The sequence below is a fragment of the Archangium minus genome (assembly GCF_044360475.1).
Taxonomy (GTDB): Bacteria; Myxococcota; Myxococcia; order Myxococcales; family Myxococcaceae; genus Archangium; species Archangium minus.
Map to the genome: position 1 here is coordinate 9,628,551 of NZ_CP043494.1, position 20,013 is coordinate 9,648,563.

Annotated in this window: 17 protein-coding genes; 3 read left to right on the plus strand and 14 right to left on the minus strand. The window is 66.7% G+C overall.

The window, feature by feature from the left end:
* Window positions 1–110 precede the first annotated feature (110 nt).
* From F0U60_RS39290 to F0U60_RS39305, 4 genes are all read right to left on the minus strand, one after another.
* Window positions 111–1,508, minus strand: a complete 1,398-nt coding sequence (locus tag F0U60_RS39290) for a type IV pilus twitching motility protein PilT (RefSeq protein WP_395807442.1) — start codon at window positions 1,506–1,508, stop codon at window positions 111–113.
* A 154-nt stretch (window positions 1,509–1,662) separates the two neighbouring features.
* On the minus strand, window positions 1,663–2,064 hold the full coding sequence (gene rpsI, locus F0U60_RS39295) for a 30S ribosomal protein S9 (RefSeq protein ID WP_203406787.1): 402 nt from the start codon (window positions 2,062–2,064) through the stop codon (window positions 1,663–1,665).
* 46 nt (window positions 2,065–2,110) lie between these two features.
* Complete coding sequence (gene rplM, locus F0U60_RS39300) at window positions 2,111–2,557, minus strand: 50S ribosomal protein L13 (protein WP_203406788.1); 447 nt, start codon at window positions 2,555–2,557, stop codon at window positions 2,111–2,113.
* Between the two features lie 143 nt (window positions 2,558–2,700).
* Window positions 2,701–4,833: an ATP-dependent helicase gene (locus F0U60_RS39305; protein ID WP_395807445.1), complete on the minus strand. Its 2,133-nt coding sequence runs from the start codon at window positions 4,831–4,833 to the stop codon at window positions 2,701–2,703.
* A 34-nt stretch (window positions 4,834–4,867) separates the two neighbouring features.
* On the opposite strand from F0U60_RS39305, the gene F0U60_RS39310 reads away from it, so the two are divergent.
* Together F0U60_RS39310 and F0U60_RS39315 are read left to right on the plus strand one after the other, a co-directional pair.
* The gene (locus F0U60_RS39310; RefSeq protein WP_395807447.1) at window positions 4,868–5,488 is read left to right on the plus strand and encodes a hypothetical protein; all 621 of its coding nucleotides are present in this window, start codon (window positions 4,868–4,870) and stop codon (window positions 5,486–5,488) included.
* Window positions 5,482–5,976, plus strand: a complete 495-nt coding sequence (locus tag F0U60_RS39315; RefSeq protein ID WP_395807449.1) for a caib/baif family protein — start codon at window positions 5,482–5,484, stop codon at window positions 5,974–5,976. Before F0U60_RS39310 ends, F0U60_RS39315 begins: the two co-directional genes overlap by 7 nt.
* Before the next feature lie 18 nt (window positions 5,977–5,994).
* On the opposite strand, the gene F0U60_RS39320 is transcribed toward F0U60_RS39315, so the two are convergent.
* The 8 genes from F0U60_RS39320 to F0U60_RS39355 all read right to left on the minus strand — a co-directional run bounded on the left by F0U60_RS39320 (window position 5,995) and on the right by F0U60_RS39355 (window position 17,570).
* Window positions 5,995–7,182 carry a class I SAM-dependent rRNA methyltransferase gene (locus tag F0U60_RS39320; RefSeq protein WP_395807451.1) on the minus strand — a complete coding sequence of 396 codons (1,188 nt, stop codon included), beginning with the start codon at window positions 7,180–7,182 and terminating at the stop codon, window positions 5,995–5,997.
* 8 nt (window positions 7,183–7,190) lie between these two features.
* Window positions 7,191–8,375 carry a metallopeptidase family protein gene (locus tag F0U60_RS39325; RefSeq protein ID WP_395807453.1) on the minus strand — a complete coding sequence of 395 codons (1,185 nt, stop codon included), beginning with the start codon at window positions 8,373–8,375 and terminating at the stop codon, window positions 7,191–7,193.
* Between the two features lie 139 nt (window positions 8,376–8,514).
* Complete coding sequence (locus F0U60_RS39330; RefSeq protein ID WP_395807455.1) at window positions 8,515–13,074, minus strand: PilC/PilY family type IV pilus protein; 4,560 nt, start codon at window positions 13,072–13,074, stop codon at window positions 8,515–8,517.
* 11 nt (window positions 13,075–13,085) lie between these two features.
* On the minus strand, window positions 13,086–13,589 hold the full coding sequence (locus tag F0U60_RS39335; protein WP_395807457.1) for a hypothetical protein: 504 nt from the start codon (window positions 13,587–13,589) through the stop codon (window positions 13,086–13,088).
* A gap of 6 nt (window positions 13,590–13,595) precedes the next feature.
* A complete protein-coding gene (locus F0U60_RS39340; protein ID WP_395807459.1) occupies window positions 13,596–14,798 on the minus strand; it encodes a PilW family protein in 1,203 nt (400 codons plus the stop codon).
* A 9-nt stretch (window positions 14,799–14,807) separates the two neighbouring features.
* Window positions 14,808–15,389 carry a prepilin cleavage protein gene (locus tag F0U60_RS39345; RefSeq protein WP_395807461.1) on the minus strand — a complete coding sequence of 194 codons (582 nt, stop codon included), beginning with the start codon at window positions 15,387–15,389 and terminating at the stop codon, window positions 14,808–14,810.
* Between the two features lie 53 nt (window positions 15,390–15,442).
* Window positions 15,443–16,126, minus strand: a complete 684-nt coding sequence (locus tag F0U60_RS39350; protein ID WP_395807463.1) for a Tfp pilus assembly protein FimT/FimU — start codon at window positions 16,124–16,126, stop codon at window positions 15,443–15,445.
* A 487-nt stretch (window positions 16,127–16,613) separates the two neighbouring features.
* The gene (locus tag F0U60_RS39355; RefSeq protein WP_395807465.1) at window positions 16,614–17,570 is read right to left on the minus strand and encodes a bifunctional oligoribonuclease/PAP phosphatase NrnA; all 957 of its coding nucleotides are present in this window, start codon (window positions 17,568–17,570) and stop codon (window positions 16,614–16,616) included.
* A 245-nt stretch (window positions 17,571–17,815) separates the two neighbouring features.
* Here F0U60_RS39355 and F0U60_RS39360 point away from each other — a divergent pair, with 245 nt between their 5' ends.
* Complete coding sequence (locus F0U60_RS39360) at window positions 17,816–18,046, plus strand: hypothetical protein (RefSeq protein ID WP_395807467.1); 231 nt, start codon at window positions 17,816–17,818, stop codon at window positions 18,044–18,046.
* Between the two features lie 36 nt (window positions 18,047–18,082).
* Here F0U60_RS39360 and F0U60_RS39365 read toward each other — a convergent pair whose 3' ends face one another.
* Window positions 18,083–18,337 (minus strand): hypothetical protein, encoded by a 255-nt coding sequence (locus F0U60_RS39365; protein ID WP_395807469.1) that lies wholly within the window; start codon window positions 18,335–18,337, stop codon window positions 18,083–18,085.
* A gap of 171 nt (window positions 18,338–18,508) precedes the next feature.
* On the minus strand, window positions 18,509–19,987 hold the full coding sequence (locus tag F0U60_RS39370; RefSeq protein WP_395807471.1) for a TolB family protein: 1,479 nt from the start codon (window positions 19,985–19,987) through the stop codon (window positions 18,509–18,511).
* Window positions 19,988–20,013: the final 26 nt, after the last annotated feature.

Here is a 20,013-nt window from a genome sequence, read left to right on the forward strand (position 1 = left end):
GTGACGCCTGGTGTTCGGGCTCACAGCGCGGGGAAATACCCTCACCCTAGCCCTCTCCCAGAGGGAGAGGGGACATACACAGCAGGTCCGGGAACCCTGGGATACTTCGCTTAGAAGCGCTCGATCTGGAAGTCGTCGTCGGCCGGTGCCGGCGCTGGTGCCTTGGGGGCCGGGGCCGGCGCCAGAGCTGGAGCCGAGGGACGGGCCGCCGCGCCTACTGCCGGAACCCCCGCGCGAGAGGGGTTGGGGACAGCGGGCACCCCCGGACGGGGCACCGAGGACGGAGCCGCAGGACGGGCCGCCGCAGCGGGAGCAGGTGCCGGACGCGCCGGCGTCGCCGCGGGCTGGGGCTGCTGGTTCTGCTGGCCGAAGTTGGCCGAGCCCGGCACAGGCTTGGCTCCCCCCGCATCGAAGTTGTCCCACTTCGAGTCCGACGTGGCGCTGATGCCGGAGAAGCGCAGCGCGAAGTCGTCCGGGTTGGTGGCCTGCCGGTGGGCCTCCTCATAGGTGACGAGCCCCTGTCTCACCAGCGACATCAGCGACTGGTCGAAGGTCTGCATCCCGTAGGTGTCGAAGCCCTGGGAAATCGCGTCCGGAATCTCCTTCGTCCGGTCCTTGTCCTCGATGAGCTCCTTCACGCGCGCCGTGCAGCGCAGCACTTCCACCGCGGCCACTCGGCCCTTGCCGTCCGCACGCGGAATCAGGCGCTGGCTCACCACGGCCTTGAGCACGCTCGCCAGTTGGATGCGCACCTGCTTCTGCTGGTACGGAGGGAATGCCGAGACGATGCGGTTGATGGTCTCCGTGGCGTCCAGCGTGTGCAGCGTGGACATCACCAGGTGGCCCGTCTCCGCCGCCGCGAGCGCCGTTTCGATCGTCTCGTGGTCTCGCATTTCGCCCACGAGGATGACGTCCGGATCCTGGCGCAGCGCGCTCTTGAGCGCCTGGGCGAACGACATCGTGTCCACGCCCACCTCGCGCTGGTTCACGATGGAGCGCTTGTCACGGATGAGGAACTCGATCGGATCCTCAATCGTCATGATGTGGTTCGTCTCCGTGGCGTTGATGTGATCGATCATCGCCGCGAGCGTGGTGGACTTACCCGAGCCCGTCGTACCGGTGACGAGGATGAGGCCGCGCTCGTCCAGGCAGATCTTCTCCAGGATGGGCGGCAGCATCAGTTCCTTGATGGCCATCACCTTGGTGGGGATGACACGCATCACTGCGCCAATGGTGCCGCGCTGCTGGAACACGTTGACGCGAAAACGCCCCAGCCCGGGCACGCCATAGGCCAGGTCCACCTCGTTGCTCTGCTTGAACTTCTCCTTCTGGAACTCGTTCATGATGCCGAAGACCATGCGAGCCACCTCCTCGGGAGGGAGGCGCTTGCCGTCCTTCAGCGGCACCAGCGAGCCGTCGACACGGAACATGGGCGGCAAACCCGCCTTGAGGTGGATGTCGGAGGCACCGCCGCGGAGCGCAATCTGGAGGATCTCGTTGAGTTCCATGGATACCGTTGGATGCTAGCACGTCGAACGGATCCGACGAGGGGGCCCCCCGGGACGAGGCTCGATCGCCTGCCCTGGCCCGCAAAACACAACGGCGGAGGCCCCCGAAAGGACCCCCGCCGTGCGGGTACTCCAGCGAAACCGGAAAGCCGGCTTAGCGCTTGGAGAACTGGAACCGACGACGCGCGCCCGGCTGGCCGTACTTCTTACGCTCGACGGCGCGGGCATCGCGGGTGAGGAAGCCGGCCTTCTTCAGCGCGGGGCGGAAGTCCGGGTTGTAGTTGCACAGCGCACGGGACAGACCGTGGCGGATCGCGCCGGCCTGACCACTCAGACCGCCGCCGCGAACGTTGACCTCGATGTCGATCTTGCCCTTCTGCTCGAGGACGTCCAGGGGCTGGTTGAGGATCATCTTCGACGTCTCACGGCCGAAGTACACGTTGATGTCGCGGCCGTTGACAATCACAACGCCGGTGCCCGGGCGGATCCACACGCGCGCGGTGGCCTCCTTGCGGCGGCCGGTGCCATAAAAACCCTTCTCGGTGGCGGTAGCCATGTCGTCTCTTCTCTAAAGGTGCGGAAAGTGGGGAAGGAAGGAGCGCTTACGCCTCGACCTCGCGCGCGACCGGCTTCTGGGCGGCGTGCGGGTGGGTGTCACCGGCGTAGACCTTGAGCTTGGTCATCATCTGGCGGCCGAGCGCGTTGCGCGGCAGCATCCGGCGCACGGCGTTGATGATGATGTCCTCAGGGTGCCGCTGACGCAGCTTCTCGAGGTTGGTGATCTTCAGGGCACCCGGGAAACCCGCGCGCGGGTGCCGGTAGTACATCTTGTCCTGCTCCTTCGTACCCGTCACGCGCACCTTGTCGGCGTTGATGACGATGACGTGGTCACCCGTGTCGATAGACGGGGTGTACATCGCCTTGTGCTTGCCCTTGAGCAGCGTGGCGATCTGGCTGGCAGCGCGGCCCAGCACCTTCCCGTTCACGTCGATGATGTGCCAGTCGCGCTTGATGTCCGCCGGCTTGGCGCTGTAGGTCCTCTGCGACATTGTTTGAACTCCAAAAGCATGGTTGGCGCGTGTAGCGCCTGTAGCCGTAGCAACCACGGGTCCACCCTGAGAACTTCCAAGCTGTCCCGGAAAGGCCGACCGTCTTAGAGGCGGGCGGGAGGCAAGTCAAGGTCACACTGCGTTCAGCGTGCCCCACCCGCCGTTCCGGTGGGGGCTGGCCCCGCTCCCGCCGTCCCCCCAACAGTCGGGGAAGGAGGGGTCGCTCCCCCGCCTGCTCCCTGGGGCGCGGCCGCCTTGGCCTTGAAGCGCTCCTTGAGGTTGGCGAAGAAGTTCTTCTCCTCCGTGGTAGGCGGGCCCTTGCGGGGGGCGTCCAGGTCCACCAGCTCCACCAGCTCCGGGGGGATGTCCTCCAGGAAGCGCGAGGGGGTCCGAGGCACCTCTTTCCCCCGCTTCACCCGCATCGCGGACCGGGTGAGGTAGAGGACCTCCTTGGCCCGGGTAATCCCCACGTAGCAGAGCCGGCGCTCCTCCTCGAGGTTCTGCGCCTCGCCCTGCATGCCCTTGTGGGGCATCAGCTCCTCCTCCATACCGATGAAGAAGACCACCCGGTACTCCAGGCCCTTGGAGGCATGGAGGGTCATCAGGGTGACCGCCTTCTGCCCGCCAGGTACCTCTTCTTCCTCCTGGCGGGTGTCGAGGCTGAGCCGGTTCAGATAGGTCAGAAGGCTGGCCTTGGGGCCCTCGCGCTTCTCGAAGGCCTCCAGGGAGTTGATCACCTGGTCGATGGACTTGAGCTTCCGGTCCGCGCTCGCCTGCGAGGTGGTGAGGGACTTGGCGTCGTCCTTGTAACCGATCTCCTCCAGCAGCTTGCGCGTCGTCGCCGCCAGGTTGCCGTGCTCGTACGACTGCCGGTAGCGCTCCACGAGCTGGAGGAACTCCTTCACCTTCTCGGCCGCGCCCTTTGGCAGGTCCTCGTACCCCTCGGCGCGCTCCATGGCGCCCCACAGCGACACGCTGTCGCGCCGCGCGTGCGCCACCAGCCGCTCCATGGTGACGTCGCCGATGCCCCGCGCCGGCACGTTGATGATGCGCAAGAGCGCCGTCTCGTCCCGAGGGTTGGCGATCAGCTTGAAGTAGGCGATGACGTCCTTCACCTCGCGCCGATCGAAGAACTCGCTGCCCGACACCACCTCGTAGCGGATGTTCTTCTCGCGCAGCATCTCCTCGATGGGACGAGACTGGCCGTTGACGCGGTAGAGGATGGAGATCTCATCCGGGGGGATGCCTCCGGCCACGAGCTTGGCGATCTCGTGGGCCACGTACCGGGCCTCCTCCTCCTCGGTGGGGGCTGTCACCACCTTGATGAGCGGGCCGCCCTTGCGCTCGGACCACATCTGCTTGGCCTTGCGCTCGGGGTTCTTCGCGATGACGGCGTTGGCCGCGTCCAGCACCACCTGGGTGGAGCGGTAGTTCTGCTCCAGCCGCACCTCCTTCGCCCCAGGGAAGTACTGGTCGAAGCTCAGGATGTTGCGCACCTCGGCGCCGCGCCAGCTGTAGATGCACTGGTCATCGTCGCCCACCACGCACACGTTGCGCGTCTCTCCGCTGGCCAGCAGCTTCAGCAGATCCAACTGGGCCTGGTTGGTGTCCTGGAACTCGTCCACCAGGAGGTAGCGGAAGCGCTGGGTGTACTTCTGCCGCAGGTCCTCGTGCTCCCGCAGCAGCCGCGACGGGAGGATCAGCAGATCATCGAAGTCCACCGAGCCCTGCGCCTTGAGGGCGAGCTGGTAGGACTCGTAGACCATGTGGGCGATGAGATCGTAGTCGTCCCCCATCCCCTCCCCGAGCGGCTCGGGCGTCTTGCCGGCGTTCTTCGCCTTGGAGATGAGGTTGAGCACCTTGCGAGGATCAAAGGAGCGATCATCAATGCGCCGCTCCCGCATGGCCCGCCGGATGATGGCCACCTGATCGCCCTGATCCGCGATGGTGAACTTCTTGGGCCAGCCCAGCCGGTAGATGTCCTCGCGGAGCATCTCCGCGCCGAAGGCATGGAAGGTGCACACCAGCACGTTCTGGGCCCGAGGCCCGGCCATGTGGACCAGGCGCTCCTTCATCTCCGTGGCGGCCTTGTTGGTGAAGGTCACCGCCAGGATGTTGCGGGCCAGCAGCCCACCCGGCCGCTTATCGAGCAGGTGGACGATACGGTTGGTGATGACACGGGTCTTCCCGCTTCCTGCGCCCGCCAGCACCAGGAGGGGGCCCTCGGTGGTGAGCACGGCTTCGCGCTGCGGGGGGTTGAGCTTCGAAAGGTCCATTGCGCGCGGCTCGGGGATACCCTTTGATTCCCCCGTGCGCGACTATTCTTTTCCGCGGCGGCTCATTCTCCTCGCGCTCGTCGCGAGCTCCGCCTGCACCGATGGTGGAAAGAAGACACCGGGCGTCTCGGAGCGTGCCTCCGCGGACACCCAGGCCCCCTTCCCCTGCATGCATTTCGAGGACTTGCGGCGCTTTCTCCCGGAGAAGATGGAGGGCCTCACACGCGCCGCGGACGGGGGCTCCACTGGCCGCTATGGCGACGTGTCCGTCAGCGAAGCCGAGCGCAGCTTCACTCTCGGTGAGGAGCGGGAAGTGAAGGTGCGCATCGTGGACACCACCCTGGGGCAAAAGCTGGGGCAGGCCATCCGCGCCGCGGCCGAGGAGGGTCGGGACCGGGCCCAGAACGATCCCACCGCCCCCATCTTCTGGAAGGACAAAGAGGCGGTGGGCTTCGTACGCTACGACGCGTCTACAGGACAGGCCGAGGCCAGCCTGCTGGTAGGCAACCGGTACGTGGTCGCGGTGAGCAGTCGAGGGTACCCGGGCACCGTGGAGGTGCGCCGCGTGGCGCGTGACATCGACCTCGAGGGGCTGGCACGGTTGGACCGCGCCCCCGGTGGCGCGGATCATCAAGGAAAGGAGCATCCGTGGTGAAGGACAGAGGGTCGCGGGGGAACGCACCGGATGTGCTCGAGCAGGAGGCCCAGGCGCGCCAACAGGTGGCCGGCATGGGCAAGCGCGAGTTCCTCGAGCAGTACCAGCGGCTCGCCAAGCTCTACACGGCAGATCCGGGCAACCCCGGCTCCTACGCGTGCGAGGGCTGCGAGCGGTGCGCCAACTGCATGTTCTGTAAGGACTGCGATAGCTGCTACCAGTGCACCCACTGCACCCGCTGCGAGCTGTGCAACAACTGCTCGCACTGCGTGGACTGCAAGCAGTGCCACCAGTGCGCCTACTGCGTGCAGAGCGAGAACTGCACCGGCAGCGCCTACCTGGTGCTGTGCCGCAACATGTCCGACAGCAACTACTGCTTCGGCAGCGTGGGCCTGTCCAAGAAGGACTTCCACATCCTCAACGTCCCCTTCCCCCGCACCGAGTACTTCAAGCAGGTGAAGCGGCTGCGCGAGGAGCTGGGGGTCTGAGCCCCCACCCCACCGGGACTACAGGACGCGGACGAAGAACGCCTTGAGGTACTCGGTCTCCGTCAGGCCACCGAGCACCGGGTGATCCAACCCCGCGCCCCGGCGCTCGAGGATCTGCACCGGCCGCTTCGCGTCCGCGGCGGCCGAGAGCACCATCTCCTCGAAGGCGTCTCGCGAGAGCTTGCCGGAGCATGAGCAGGTGACGAGCAGGCCCTCGGGACGCAGGCACTTGAGGGCGCGCAGGTTGAGCTCGTGGTAGGCGCGCAGGGCGGTGGCCAGGCCCTCGCGCCGCTTGGCCAGCCCCGGCGGATCCACCACCACCGTGTCGAAGCGGCGACCGGACTCGGAGAAGCGGCGCAGCACGTCGAAGGCGTTGGCGTTCTCCACCGTGACGTGGGTGCGCCCGTTGCGCTCAGCGTTCGCCCGGGCGCGCTCGGCGGCCTTGGCGTCCTGCTCCACCGCCAGCACCGAGTCACAGCTCCGGCTCAGCGCCAGCGCGAAGCCCCCGTGGTAGCTGAAGAGATCCAACGCCTCGCCCCGGGCCAGCTCGGCGGCGCGCAGGTGGTTGTCCACCTGATCCAGGAAGGCGCCCGTCTTCATGTCGCCCAGCAGGTCCACCTCGAAGAGGTTCTCCCCCTCGTGGTAGCTGAAGCGGGCCTCGCCCTCGCCGTGCAGCAGCCGCACCTCGCGCGTCAGGCCCTCGAAATCGCGGCCGGAGGCATCGTCGCGGCACACCACATGGGTGGCTCCCGTGAGCTCGGCCAGGGTGCGCGCCACCCACTCCTTGCGCACGTCCATGCCCTCGGAGAGCGTCTGCAGCGACAGGCCTGAGCCGTAGCGATCCACGAAGAGGCCAGGCAGGAGATCCGCCTCGCCGTGCACCAGACGCAAGCCGTCGCGCTGTTTCAACGGCGCACGCCTCGCGAGGGAGAGCTCCAGGCGATGGCGCAGCCATGCCTCGTCCACCTTCTCCTCGGTGGGGCTCTTGCGCGTCAACAGCCGCAGCGCCAGCGGCGAGCGCTGCGCGTAGAAGGCCTGGCCTACGGGGTTGCCCTGCGGGTCCACCACCGACACCACGGCGCCGCGATCCTGCGTGTCGGGCAGCTCCACCAGTTCGGTGCGGTACAGCCAGGGGTGGCCCCGGCGCAGGGCCTTGGCCCCCTTGAGGCTCACTCGGGCGATGGGAAGAGATGTTGGACGGGCCATAAATCGTGTCACTCCAGGCCCCGGGCGGCCAGCTCCTGATCGTCCTCGCCCCGCAGGTGCCCCACTTCGTGGAGCAGCGTCACCCGGATTTGCTCCCGCAGCTCCTCCCGGGAGCGCACCGCGCGGGCAAGGTTGAGGCGGTACAGCGCCACCGAGCGGCAGGGCGTCTCCATGCCGTCGCAGGGCTCACCCAGCGGCGGGCCACGGAAGAGGCCGAGGATGGCGGGAGACAGGGGCGGCTCACCGGAGAGGAGATCCTCGTCTGCAGGCAGCTCCTCTGCGCGCACCAGCACACCGGAGAGATCCTTGCGCATGTCCTCGGGGAGGGCCGACACCGCACGGGCCACCTCCGCGCGGAACTCTTCCTGCGAGGGAGTGGGAGGTACGGGAAAGTCCTCTGGCGAGAGGGCGCGCGCCTTGTCGAAGTGCGTCTGCGCCTGCTTCCACTTGCCCTCGCGCTCCAGCAGCAGGCCGAGGTGGTAGTGCGCGTGCGCCCCGCGCTCCTTGTCGTTCACCAGGCCACTGAAGGCCGACCTGGCCTCGGCAAAGCGGCACAGCTCGAAGAGGGCCAGGGCCTTCTCGTAGGCAGCCTCATGGTTCTGGGGCTCTCGCGCCAGGACGAGCTGCGCGCGCTGGAGCGCCTCGCTGGCCTGTCCCAGATCATTGAGCGCCATGGCTGAGACCAGGGCGAAGCGGGGCAATGACTCCGGCGATACATCGGCCTGGGAGAGCCCGCGCTCGGCATAGAGCGCGCCCAGCTCGTCGTACTCGCGGCTGGAGGGCAGCTGCACCGCGTAGAGGTGGGCCGCGCCGAGCAGCGCATCCGGGTGGCCGGGATCAATGGCGAGCGCCCGGGCATAGGCCACCTGCGCCTCCGCCGTGCGGTTGAGGGCAGCCAGTGCCTCGCCCCGGGCCGAGTGGGCGGCGGCCGAGTCCGGCTCCAAGGCGGAGGCCTGAGCGGCACAGGAGAGGGCCTCCGGGAACTTGCCGTTATCAAGGTAGTCCAGCGCCGCGTCGAGCGGAGCAGCCCCCGCGGCCCGGCACGTGGGAATCGGCTCAGGCACGGGGACGGCGGCGGGCGCGGGCGCCGAAGCGGCCACGGGGGAGCCCGCGTCGGGCACAGCCGGAGCGGACGTCCGCTGGCAGGCACCGAGGAGAAGAAGGCAGAGGGCGAACGGACCGCGCCGGGACATGGGGGACGCAGGCTACGGCATCGCCCGCACCACGGGAAGATGTCAGGAGCCTGCCTGCCCGCCCTCTGATTAAAAACGACGGGGCCCGTCACCGCCACCTGGCGAGGACGGGCCCCGGAGTCACCGCGTCGAACCCTGCCTACATGTCCGAGGCGACGCAGGACTCCTTACCGTGCGCCTGGTCATGGCGGCAGGCATGCAGACCGCGCGAGACAGGCAGCTCGTAGATGTACTGCAGCACGTCGGTGCCGGACGCCACCTGCGTCTGGGAGGCCTGCTCCCGGTTGGGCCCGGCCTCCAGGAAGATGGTGCTGTACTTCACCCTGCCCGTCTTCGACACCTGGATGGACGTGGAGACATCGGGCGGCGGCGCGATCACGTCACGCTCCTGGTAGCGCGCGAACAGGCCCTGATCCGCGAGGCCCGCCGCGCAGTTGGGCGCACCGGAGATGAAGTCCGCCTGGAAGAGGCGGGCCTTGCTCGCGTAGGAGCCGGAGCAGGCCACGGACTTCTTGCCGTTGCTCGGCGGCGTGACGGAGGTCGCGTGCATGGAGTTCCACATCGTGCAGCTCGCCAGCAGCGACGAACCGCTGGCCGTCTTGTGCTCCAGCCCGTCGTACTCGTAGAACCAACCCGCGTCCTCCGAGCGAGCCAACGGCCTCGCCGAGTCACACGTCGTGCTACCGCTCTCGCACGTGCAGGTGCCGTCGGCCTTGCAGGTGACCTCCGTTACGTTGCGCAGGTCGCCCGAGCCGTTCGCGCCACCGGTATCCGTCAGCCGCTTCTCGTCGAAACTGGCGGCCAGCTTGGATGAGAACTTGCCGGGATCCTCGTCGAAGATGCGGTCCTCGGAGCCACCGTAGACCCAGACGCCGAAGAAGCGGTTCTTACCAATCGAGGAGTCCGTGGCCGCCGGCTGCTTGAGGTCCACATCGCCCATGTTCAGCGTGTTGCCCGCCGTCTTCACGCGGCAATCGAAGACGTTCAACGCGTACTGACCGCACTCCACGCTGGTGTGGGCGAACTCGTAGTCGGCCTTGCCACCGGTGAGCTTGGGGCAGGCCTTCACGTCGCGATTCTCGTACGTGGCCTTGATGAAGGACGGGTTGCTCTGCGGGCCGCAGTAGTTGAACGAGGCCGAGGTGTCGTTCCACGGCGTGAACTTCGTGCTCTTGTAGATGCCGTCGGCCCACTCGTTGGTCATCTGCTGGTACTCGGAGGTACCGCGCGTCATCTTGTAGTTGACCAGCGTCTGAGAGCACCCGAGCTTGGAGCACGCCTGCGGGTTGTCGAAGCGGCAGGTGCCCACCCCATCATCCAGCAGCGAGTAGCGGTTGCCCGAGCCCACGAAGGCGCGCAGGGCGTTCGTGTCCGTCTGCAGACCCAGTGCGGTCATGTAGTAGAAGGGCGAGCGCCGGTTGATGTCCTCCTCCTCGGAGGGAGCCACATCCTGCCGGTCCATCGAGAAGGAGCGCGCACCGCTCCAGTTGGTCACCAGACCCGTGCTGTCGATGACGCCCGGCTCGTGGAAGCGCAGCGTCCAGAGCTGGCCACCCAGGTCACCCACCACCGCGGTGTCGAAGAAACCGTCCAGACGCGGCTTGTCGTTGGCGCCGTAGTCCGCCATGGCTACCGGAGCCACGAAGCCGTACTTCATGTACTCGCGCGGCTTGTGGGCCTCATTCGGGGCCTTGCCCGGCGGAGAGTACTCCCACTTCCACAGCAGGTTGTCGCGACGGCTGTCCACCTTGCCGTTCCACACGTCCACCATGTAGATGCCGCGGCCCTTCTCCCCGGCGGGAGACCAGCCACCGGACAGCATCGCCACCCAGCGCTCGGCGCTGTACTTGTCCGGATCCGACGGATCCCGCGCCAGGCCATTGGACTGACCCGCCGACATCAGGACGGGACCAATGGGGGGCGCCTTGGGGCTGAGGCTGAAGAGCGTCTTGCCGAAGCGCTGCGCCTCGTCCGTGCACGGCTGCGGGAACATCCAGCGGAACTTGGGAGCCACCGCCCGCGGCTTCGCGTCCGGAGTCCACTGCAGATCCAGGGCGAAGTAGTGCGTACCACCCCGGCCCTCGGCCACCACCGCCACGGTGTGGAACTCGTTGGCGGACTTCTTGCCGTCGTTGTTCTCGTCCGCCCAGATGTCGCGGACCATGATGTCACCGTCGACGTAGTAGGCGTGGCCCTGCAGCAGATCCTGCAGCCGCGGCAGCAGGTCCGACGGAATGAAGGCCCACACTTCCTTGCCACCCTCCTCCGACGCCGGATCGTACGAGATGTTGCACGACGCCTCGTCCTGCGAGCCGACCCCATCGCTGAAGGCGTGCAGCATGCCGTCATTGGCGCCCACGAGGATGAGCCGCTCTCGCATGCCCTGCTTGTAGTGGTAGTAGTCGTAGCCGTCCGCCGCCTTCAAGGGCGCGCCCGGCTTGCATGACGAGGGGATGGTGAGGTTCTCGGGCACGAACTCCGTGGCCGGCATGCCGAGCTGCTTCGAGTTGGCATAGAGCGTCCGCACGCACTGGGTGCTCACGCCCAGGTCACACAGGAACTTGTCCACCGGCGGGCTCACCACCACGGGCGACGAGTGGAAGATGTCGCCCAGCGCGGACGGCCGGGTGTCCCAGCGCGAATCATCCTTGTCCTCGTCGAACAGGTCCTGACCGCGCACGTACTGGATGACCAGCGCCGCGCACAGCCGGTCGAACTCGGCCTGGGTCACCGGGTTGGGCGCGAGCACCGAGCCCGCCCCAGACCGGGCGTTCAACAGCTCCGAGGCCTTCGCGGGGGTGTACTCCATCTTGTCCAGGATGTAGCCCGGCTTGTAGTTGACACCGGAGCCGGTGGGGCACAGCGGCGCCCCGCTCACGCCCAGGTACTGGCGGAGCTCATCGAGGTTCTTGAGGTCGAACCGGACGAGCGCGTCATCCTGATTGAGCAGCCCATCCTTCCCGCCCTTCACCTTGCCGTTGTCGGTCACCGTGAAGATCTGCCGGTCGACGTGCCCGTCTTTCTCGATCCGCTCGCCCGCTTCCCAGTACGGCTCGGCGACGTCACCAAACTGCGTCTTGCCGCCCGACGAGTCGCTGAAGCCCGTCACCTTGCGGAACACGCCGTCCTCGTCCTCCGCGACCACGCTCCCGTCCTTGTCGGTCAGGAAGACGTCCTCGAGGTCCTTGTCGCCGTTCCTGTCCTCATCCAGGACGAACTCGTTGAACTGCTCGTAGCGGTAGAGCTTGCCCAACCAGCCCTTGTTGCGCGTGGGGAACATGCGCGGAACAACCGCCAGCTGCGACGAGGTCTGCGACTGCAGGCTGTTCACGGCCGCCGAGGAGAAGGCGTTGTTGCGGGCGTTGATGTTGTCCAGGATGTCCAGGATGGCCTGCTTGAGCTCGCTGGTGCTCCGGGCCGGGAAGAACTCGCCACCGCCCAGCCGCGCCGTCTCCTGCAGCAGCTTGCTGGAGTACACGTCCTCGGAGAAACCGATGGTGTACGTGGCCACGCTCTGCACGCCCTCCTTGTCGGCGCGCAGGTCGTTCTGCCACAGGAACTTGGCCACCTTGTGCAGATGGCTGGAGGTGTTGCAGCCCTCGCACTGCGTAGTGTCGTTCTTGATGGCGGAAGGCAGGTCAATCACCTTGCCCTCGTCGTAGGGCTCGCCGTCCGTCAGCAGGATGATGGCGTTGAACCCGCACTCGAAGCAGATGCCGTCCGTGTTCGCGAAGTCATTATTCTTGTTCGACGGCGTCTTGTGGGAGGCACCGAACAGGGTGGTGTAGGGCGTGGGTGAATCCTTGGACTGGAAGTAGTAACCCGCCGCGTAGAGCGCATCCGCGAGCGGGGTGTTGCACGCATCCCACGCGAGCCCCTTGCCCGTATCCCCGTTGGTGAGCATGTTGAGGACGCTGTTGCGGTTGTTCTCCACCGAGCTGGTATCCAGCGGGTAGGACTTGTCGCACGTGGGTCCAACGCTCTGGGACATGCAGAGGCACTGGGCGCCGTTGTTCGACTTCTTGCCCCAGCACGCATTCGTGTTGGAGGTCTGGAACGCCATCACACCGAAGCGAACCTCGCGCAGGTCGCGGATGACGTCGGCCATCACCTTCACGGCACCGGAGTCACGCGGCGCGTAGAAGTTGAGGAAGTTGCCCTTCACCCGCCGGACCGAACTGCTCTGAACGTAGTAGCCCTCGGTATCGAGGCACTGCTGGCAAAGCGGCCGGTCCGCCTTGGGCATGGCGCTGCACGCATCCGTCGTGTTCGTCCACGAGCTGGCAACCGGGGGATTCTTGAAGTTGTAGCCGTAACCGCTCGCGGGCGCGTCGTAGTACTTGCTCGTGGCGAACCAGTCGTCGGACTGGGTCTTGAGACCCGTCCACAGACGCGGGTACGTCTCGTCCTTGTTGTAGCCCAGGTTGTTGATCGGGTCGTACGAGCACCCCTTCGTGCTCGGCCAGGTCATCGGCCAGGCATGCATCGACCCCGACGTGTCGATGATGAAGAGGATGTTGGGGGGCCCGCCCGGGCGGGAGAAGAACTTCTCGTCTCCGCCCTGCGTCGGGTTCATCAACGAATCCAACCGGGAGGTGGTTGGCAGACAGCAGGCCGCCTGATCAATGGCGACCGCGGTATCCGCCCGGAGCACCACCACCAGCAGGGCAACGAGACATAACGTCAGCTTGCGGAACATGGCGCCTTCCCTCACAGGCCATAACGGAAGAGGAACTCCACCTCGGACTCGCGACCGCCACCCGAGGACTCCTCGCACTTGACCACCACCCGGTAGTACTGCCCGCCCAGGGTGGCGGAGCTGGGAGCGGCATTCGCCATGTCACGGGCCTGACGGCCCGCGGCTCCCATCGTCACTGCATCCACGGTCTTCACCGTGGCAACAGCCGTATCGTTACCGTAGTGCCCGGTCGTCATGCGCGAGCGCGCGTCCGGGTCCGGATCATCGATGAGCCGCGTGTCGAGGATCTGCAGCGAACCCGTGGCCTGGAACAGTGACAGGCGAGACAGCAGGTGGCGGCGTGCCGCCTCCGCGCAGACGTTGACGCGATCACCGCGCAGCTTCTCGGCGGACGCCTCACGGTTACGGTTGGTGAACTGGATGGCTCCTCCCACCAGCACCATCAGCACGGCAATGGCGATGACGGTGAGCAGCAGGGCGTTGCCTCGGGGGACCCGGGTCCTCGGCAGCTTCATGATGGGTCAGCCTCCCCACGCGTTGTCGGCGGGCGAGGTGCCCACCTCAGGATTGAAGGCGGAGCGCGACATCAGGTTCGGCACGCGCACCGTCGTGGTCATGTTGGTCCGGTAATAGCCGTCCGATTGAGCCTCGGAGTCTTCGTCCTCATCCGAGTCCTCCAGGTCCACGCGAGGGAAGGCACGGCGACCGCTGGATTCAGGGCGCGTCGAGCGCACGCTGATGGTCACGCGCACGGCCCGGATGTTCGCGGGATGCTTGTTGTAGCGTGCCGCGTCGTCGTAGGGGGTCTCGTACAAGGGAGCCGGAACGGCGTTCGGGTCGGGGATGCGCTCCAAGTCCACGCTGCCCACGTCACCCAGCACCCAGTTCACGGGCACAGAGCCGCTGTCCACAGCCTGGACCCCAGCGGGGGCTCCGGCCGGCGGCGGGCGGTTCATCACATAGGCCACCTGGAACGACTCCACATCCGCGGCCAGCGGGACGGCGGTGGCCTCGTCCAGCTCGTCGATCCCCTGGAAGGCCATCAGGAACGGCCGGCCCCCCATGTCCATGACGCGGATGCGCACCTCGTGCATCAGCATGATGTAGGGGGCCTGGGTCCCCGCCCGGGTCAGACACCCGGCATCCGCTCCCACAGAGGAGAAACGAGCGTCCACCTCGAAGTTGTTGGAGTTCTTGGCGCCTTTCGGCAAACCGCCGTCGAGCACCCGCAGCATCAGGTAGTCACGCCCGCCCACGCACGAGACGATGAAGCGCTGACCCTCGCGGAAGTCCATGCCGAAGGTGTCGTCATCCTCGAGCGTCAGCAGGCCCTCCGCGGTATAGGTGCCCCGGCGCAACCACGAGGGATCCCGGTAACGGAAGGCCAGATCATCCGTCACGGACACCGGGACACCGGCCCCAAAGGAGAGGACCTCGTTGGTCTTGTTGTTGTTGGGCAGCGGGGCGGGGTCGAAGTCGAACGCGAAGCGCGGATCCACTCCGTAGCCGGCCAGACGCAGCCGCTGCTCAATGAAGGTGGTCGCCGTGCGCACCCCTTCCACCGCCACCTTGATGCGCGACTCGGCCTGATACGAGCCCTGCACCGCCGCGACGGTGAAGGCCACGCCAAAGAGGATGATACTGGTGGCAACCGCGCCCACCAGCAGTTCAATCAGGGTGAAGCCGCGCGGTACGTGAGGCTGGGGGGAGTTCGAACGGGGCATGAAGACCACTCAGATTTCGATGTTGGTCGCGTTGCCGAAGGAGCTCGCGTCGTAGAAGCCAACGAACTGACGCACGAAGCGCCGCCGACCCATCTCCCGCCACGACACGACGACCGCCACCTCATCGATACGGACCTCGGAGACCTCATCCACCCGCGACACCCACACCAGCACGCGACGGAAGCGGTATGCATCTTCACCCAAATAGCCCGGCAGCAGCCTGGCGCTGGGCGCCACGTTCTGCTCGTACGCGTCGAGATCGAAGATGCACCGCACGCGCCACTTCTCCGAGCCTGGATTCAGGTTCTCCAACCCTCCGGCGAGCGCCTGCACGTCCGCGCCCGGGTTGCACTCGCCCGAGAGCAGGCCCCCGACACCCGCCGGCACGCCAATCACCCGGTCATGGCCCAGCGAATCCAGCGCCAGACGAACCTGGGAGGCGATACCGGAGGCACGGTTGACCTGGTTGGCCATCGCGTTCTGCTCGCTGGCCACCATGATTCCCTGGAACACCCCCACCAGGCCGATGAGGAACACCACGGAGGCGACCATTCCCTCGATGAGCGACACCCCACGAGGAGCAGAACTCATACGGCGGACACGACGTCGGGAAGCAAGGTCCACGGTAGATCCTCCGGTCGGCATCAGGGCGAGAAGGTCGCCACGTAGGCCGAGGGGCCTGAGATGGCGAAGAGGTACTGGTTCGTGCGGTCCACCGAGCTCAGGGCCAGCGCCTGATTCACGCGCCCCTGATACACGCCCTGCCCGTCGACGAAACGGGCGCTCCCATCCGCATTGAAGACGATGGCGCCACGCGCAGGTGCACCCGAGCAGAAGCTGCAGGTATCGACATCAAGCGTGGCGAAGGGCGGGCCGTAACGGCCCTTTTCACCTGGCTTCAGGGCCGCGAAGCGCACCTGCTTGCTGTAGTCCTCCAGGAAGTACACCGCCGACACATCCGTCGACGTCTTGTCGATGGGCAGCAAGAAGAGATCGGCAGGAGCACTCACAAACCGACCAATCGGATCCTCGACCAGGGCGAACGCGCCCTGACCCGTGGCGCTCGACCGATCAGCGCGGCTCGCAGTCGGGTACAGGACGACCCACACCGAATGTCCACGCGAGCTCGCCTGCGCACGCGCCGTGTTCAACACGCCCTGCAGGTCAAAGGCGACATTCTGCAGCGCCCCACGCCGACCCATCGCGTCAAAGGCCACCAGGGTCATGGCGATCAGCACGCCCAGGATGGCCACGACCATCATCACCTCAACGAGGGTGAAGCCACGGGTGCGCCGTCCCGGTTTCACTGGACTTACGTGGTCGTTCATTCCATCCACTCTATACGGGAGTGCACACTACCCGCTCTTACAGAAAAGACAAAGTATTCTCAGGGCATCGAATGTGAGGAACCTTACACTCTGCGAAAAGTACGCCGCCCTACCGCAGGGGTTCTCTCGCGCAGAGAGACTTCTCCGACGCCCTGAGCGGACGCAAACCGGCCCCCGACACGCACCCGACCCGATCCGCACCCAGCTCCCGTGATGGGAAAATCACAGGAAAACCCGAGCACGTCCATTATCGGGCAAGCTGTCGCCCGGTTGCTTGCGCCCTCACGGGCCATCGGATCAGGAATGTGCAACACATTCCGATGACACTGGAGTTTCAGGTAGGGGGCATTCACACTTGAAACGACAAGCAAACGGCAGGCCGCCTGCCAACCCCCCGAAACCACGAGTGTTGGAGGGATGTCACTGCAGGTGTTGCGGCCTGGAACCTCGCAAAATTTGCGAGGCTCGCAAAATGTAGTGGCCGCGCCTACCCAGACAGCTCAGACAGGATTTCCTGGAAAGCGGCACGGGCGCGAGCGGTCTCGCCGGCCTTGAAGCTGATGGCGGCCACCACGGGGTGCCCACCGCCGCCGTAGCGCGAGGCGATGGCGGCCAGGTCATGCCGCCGCTCCTGGGGACGCCACGGGTTGGAGCCGAGCGACACCTTGGCGCGCGAGGGACCCTGCCCCACCCAGAGGGTGTAGCGAGCCTCGGGGTAGAGCGCGTAGGCGATGAACTTGTTGAGGCTGTCAACCCCCTCATCCACGAGGTCGAAGGAGACGACGCCATTGTCGTAGCGGGCCTTGGCGCGCACCAGGTCGATGTGGCGCCGGTGGCGCTCGAGCAGCGGCGCGAGCGGCCCGGCGATGAGCGGCGAGGCGGCAATAGACGCCAGCGACTCGCTCTGCATCCGCTCAATCACCTGGGGGATGAGCGCCGGATCTTTGTTGGCCTCGAGCACCGTCATGATGCGCAGCGCGGGCTCCTCCAGCGCCACGGCCATCTCCGGGTTGGGGAAGAGCGCGCCGTCGATGATCTCCGCCCAGTGCAGGAGGTCCGCCATGGGCGAGGGATCCCACCCGAAGCGCTCGCGCGCCACGTCCGCGAGGTAGCAGGTGCAGCTCTTGCGGTGTGGATCATGGAACTTGTGCCCGCTGGTGTCGGCGCGGAAATGAGCCTCGTCACCGGGTTGCTGGAAGGCAGAGACGTGGTGGTCGAACCACCAGGACAGCCGCGGATCCTGGCTGTAGCGGAAGTCGACGATGACGTTCTCATCCCCGGTGAAGACGGACGGATCAATCGCCGCGCCCCCCGCCTGGTGGGACAACCCCCGGTAGCTGAAGCGGGCATCCGGCCGGATGCGCTCGCGATAGAAGCGGGAGAAGACCGCCGCGCTCGCGGCCCCGTCGAAGCAACTGTCGTGGAACAGAACCTGGACGTTCATGGGCTGGCCTTACCTGACTCTGGTGTCATATGTGGACGAAAAGACTCGACGAAACGAGCCACTGTCCCTGGAAGAGTGAACGAAATTTGGAATCCTGCCCCACGGTCCGAGACAAGTGCTGACTGTAAATACCTGATATCCCGTGGGCAGCATCCAGGGGCAGACAGACACCCCCTTGGCACATTGAGTGCAAAGCATTTGGCCGTATCAGTCCATCAACCCCAGAAGTGCGGGTAGGAGGACACATGGCCAAGACGGCGACACGCAAGAGCGGTTCGGTCAAGCGCCAGGGACGGCGCGTCATGCCAGCACCGCGGCGGGCCACCCAGCGCAAGGTGGCTCCGTCGCTGACGGTGGGAGAGCTCATCGCCGCGGCCTATGACACGGCCGGCGGAGAGCGCCTCGAGGTGCTCAAGCTGGTCACCTCGCCCCAGATGACCCGGGCCCTGGGACGCCGCATCGTCCTGGTGCGCTAAGTCGCCCCTTCCGCGGGTGCGTCCGTTCGGAGGCCCTCAGGGGACGTCCGAGACGGACATGTACTGCTTGTCGGTGGGCTCGCCCGCGAGCAGCTTCGCGAAGTCCTCGGCGTTGTTGGGGTGCACGAGGAAGGTCCCCGCAGGCGTCTCCATGCGCACCGGCTCGGAGCTCCCGCGCACGTCTCCCCCGGGGCCACCGCTGCCCGCCAGGGGCTCGGCGTCACTGGTGCGCGACGAAACGGTCGCACAGCCAGCCATGGCCAGAAGAATGAGCGCGGCGTGGAGCTTCATCCGAGTCCTCCCAATCGAGAGCGGCCCGCGGAGCGGGAAGCGGGGCGCCTGCGTACGTCGCTTTGGACCGGGAGGCAAGTCCTCGGATGCGGGGGAGTGTGTACATGAGAACGCCCGCGCCCCGTGGCTTCTGGGACGCGGGCGTCAGCCCCTACCAGGCTCTACAGAGGACTACCGAGGCTGCCAGCGAGGACGGTGGTCGTCGCCGAGGTTGGTCTGCACCCGCATCGTCGCCGGGGTGAGCACGGCAGGCTCCCCGAGGCTCCAATCCGTGGGATTGATGCGCCGCATATAGAGGCGCTGTCCCTGGATGTAGGCCACGAAATGCCCGTCCGGGGAGACCGCCGGCAGCGTGGCGTTGGTCGCCACGAGGATCGGATCGCCTACCGCCTGGCCATTCTCGGGGTTGGTGCGCTGCAGGTAGACGTTGGGGCCGGCCTGGGTCCCACACTCGGCCCCCATACCGCCGCAGATGACGTTGGGGGCGGTGGGCAGGGTCGGGTCGTAATAGAACGCACGGACGTAGGTGACGTACGTCCCATCCGGTGACCAGGTGTGGGCCGTGATGAACGACTTGACCTCCCCCGCCGTCACAGGCGTCGGCTCGCTCCGCCGGGCAATGGGGCTGGCGGGCTGGGTCGCCGTTGCCCCAGTCGCGGGGAGGGTAAAGAGCTCATACAGGGGTTGCTGCTCACCCCCCGAGAAGGTGTCCGACTCGGTGCTGGCCAGATAGAGCAGGAAGTCGTTCACCCGGTTGTACTTGGGCTGCTCGCCCGTCTCGCCGCCGGTCACCGCCTGGGCTGCCCCGCCGATCGTCCGGGTCTGTAGACCCTGCCCCTTGGCACTGAAGGCGAAGGTCTGCGCGTTCTTCCACGACGGGAACCCGCCGTTGGGGGAGAGCTCCTCGACGGCGCCACCCGCGCTGGGGATGGCGTAGATGCCCGAGATGCTCGTCCCGGCCTTCTTGACCCAGGTGACGCTGGACGACGGCTCCCACTCCAGGTGCCGGAAGTCCTCGGTTCCAGCGGTGCCGGCGGTGGTGAGGGGCGTCCCTACCCCCGCGGTGGGCGAAATGGTCCGGGAGACGAGCGCCGCAGCTCCCGCGGTCTCCTCCTCCACGAAGGCGACGGCGGTGCCGTCCGTGTTCCAGCGCGGGAAACGGCTCGGGCCCGCGCCCTGGCTGAGCTCGATCACGGTGGCGCCCGACTCAGCGAGCACCGCCACCGCCTCGATGGCACCGCTCCCGCCGTCCAGGGAGGCGGTCACCGCGATGTGGAGCGGCTGGCACGTCCTGGCCCCCGCGGCGCCCTCGCAGCGCAGGCCCGCCATGCATTCCATGGAGGCGGTGCAAGCACCGCCCTTGTCGACGGTCATCGTCCCCGCGTCCGTGCCCGCGTCCGTCTCTGTCCCCGCGTCCGTGCCCGCGTCCGTCTCTGTCCCCGCGTCCGTGTCCGTGCCCGCGTCATCGCCAGAAGGGGGTTGGATGTCCCGCTGCTCGCACTTGTTGTCGACGCAGGCCCACTCCCTCCCCTGCGCTGGCGCTCCCTCGTCGTTGAGACAGTCGAATGGATCGACGCACTCGTCAGCACAGCCTGTCGACACCACCATCAGCGCACCTGCGAGCGCACTGATGACAACACGCTTGATCATATGGACCCTCCAAAACCGCCGCGTGC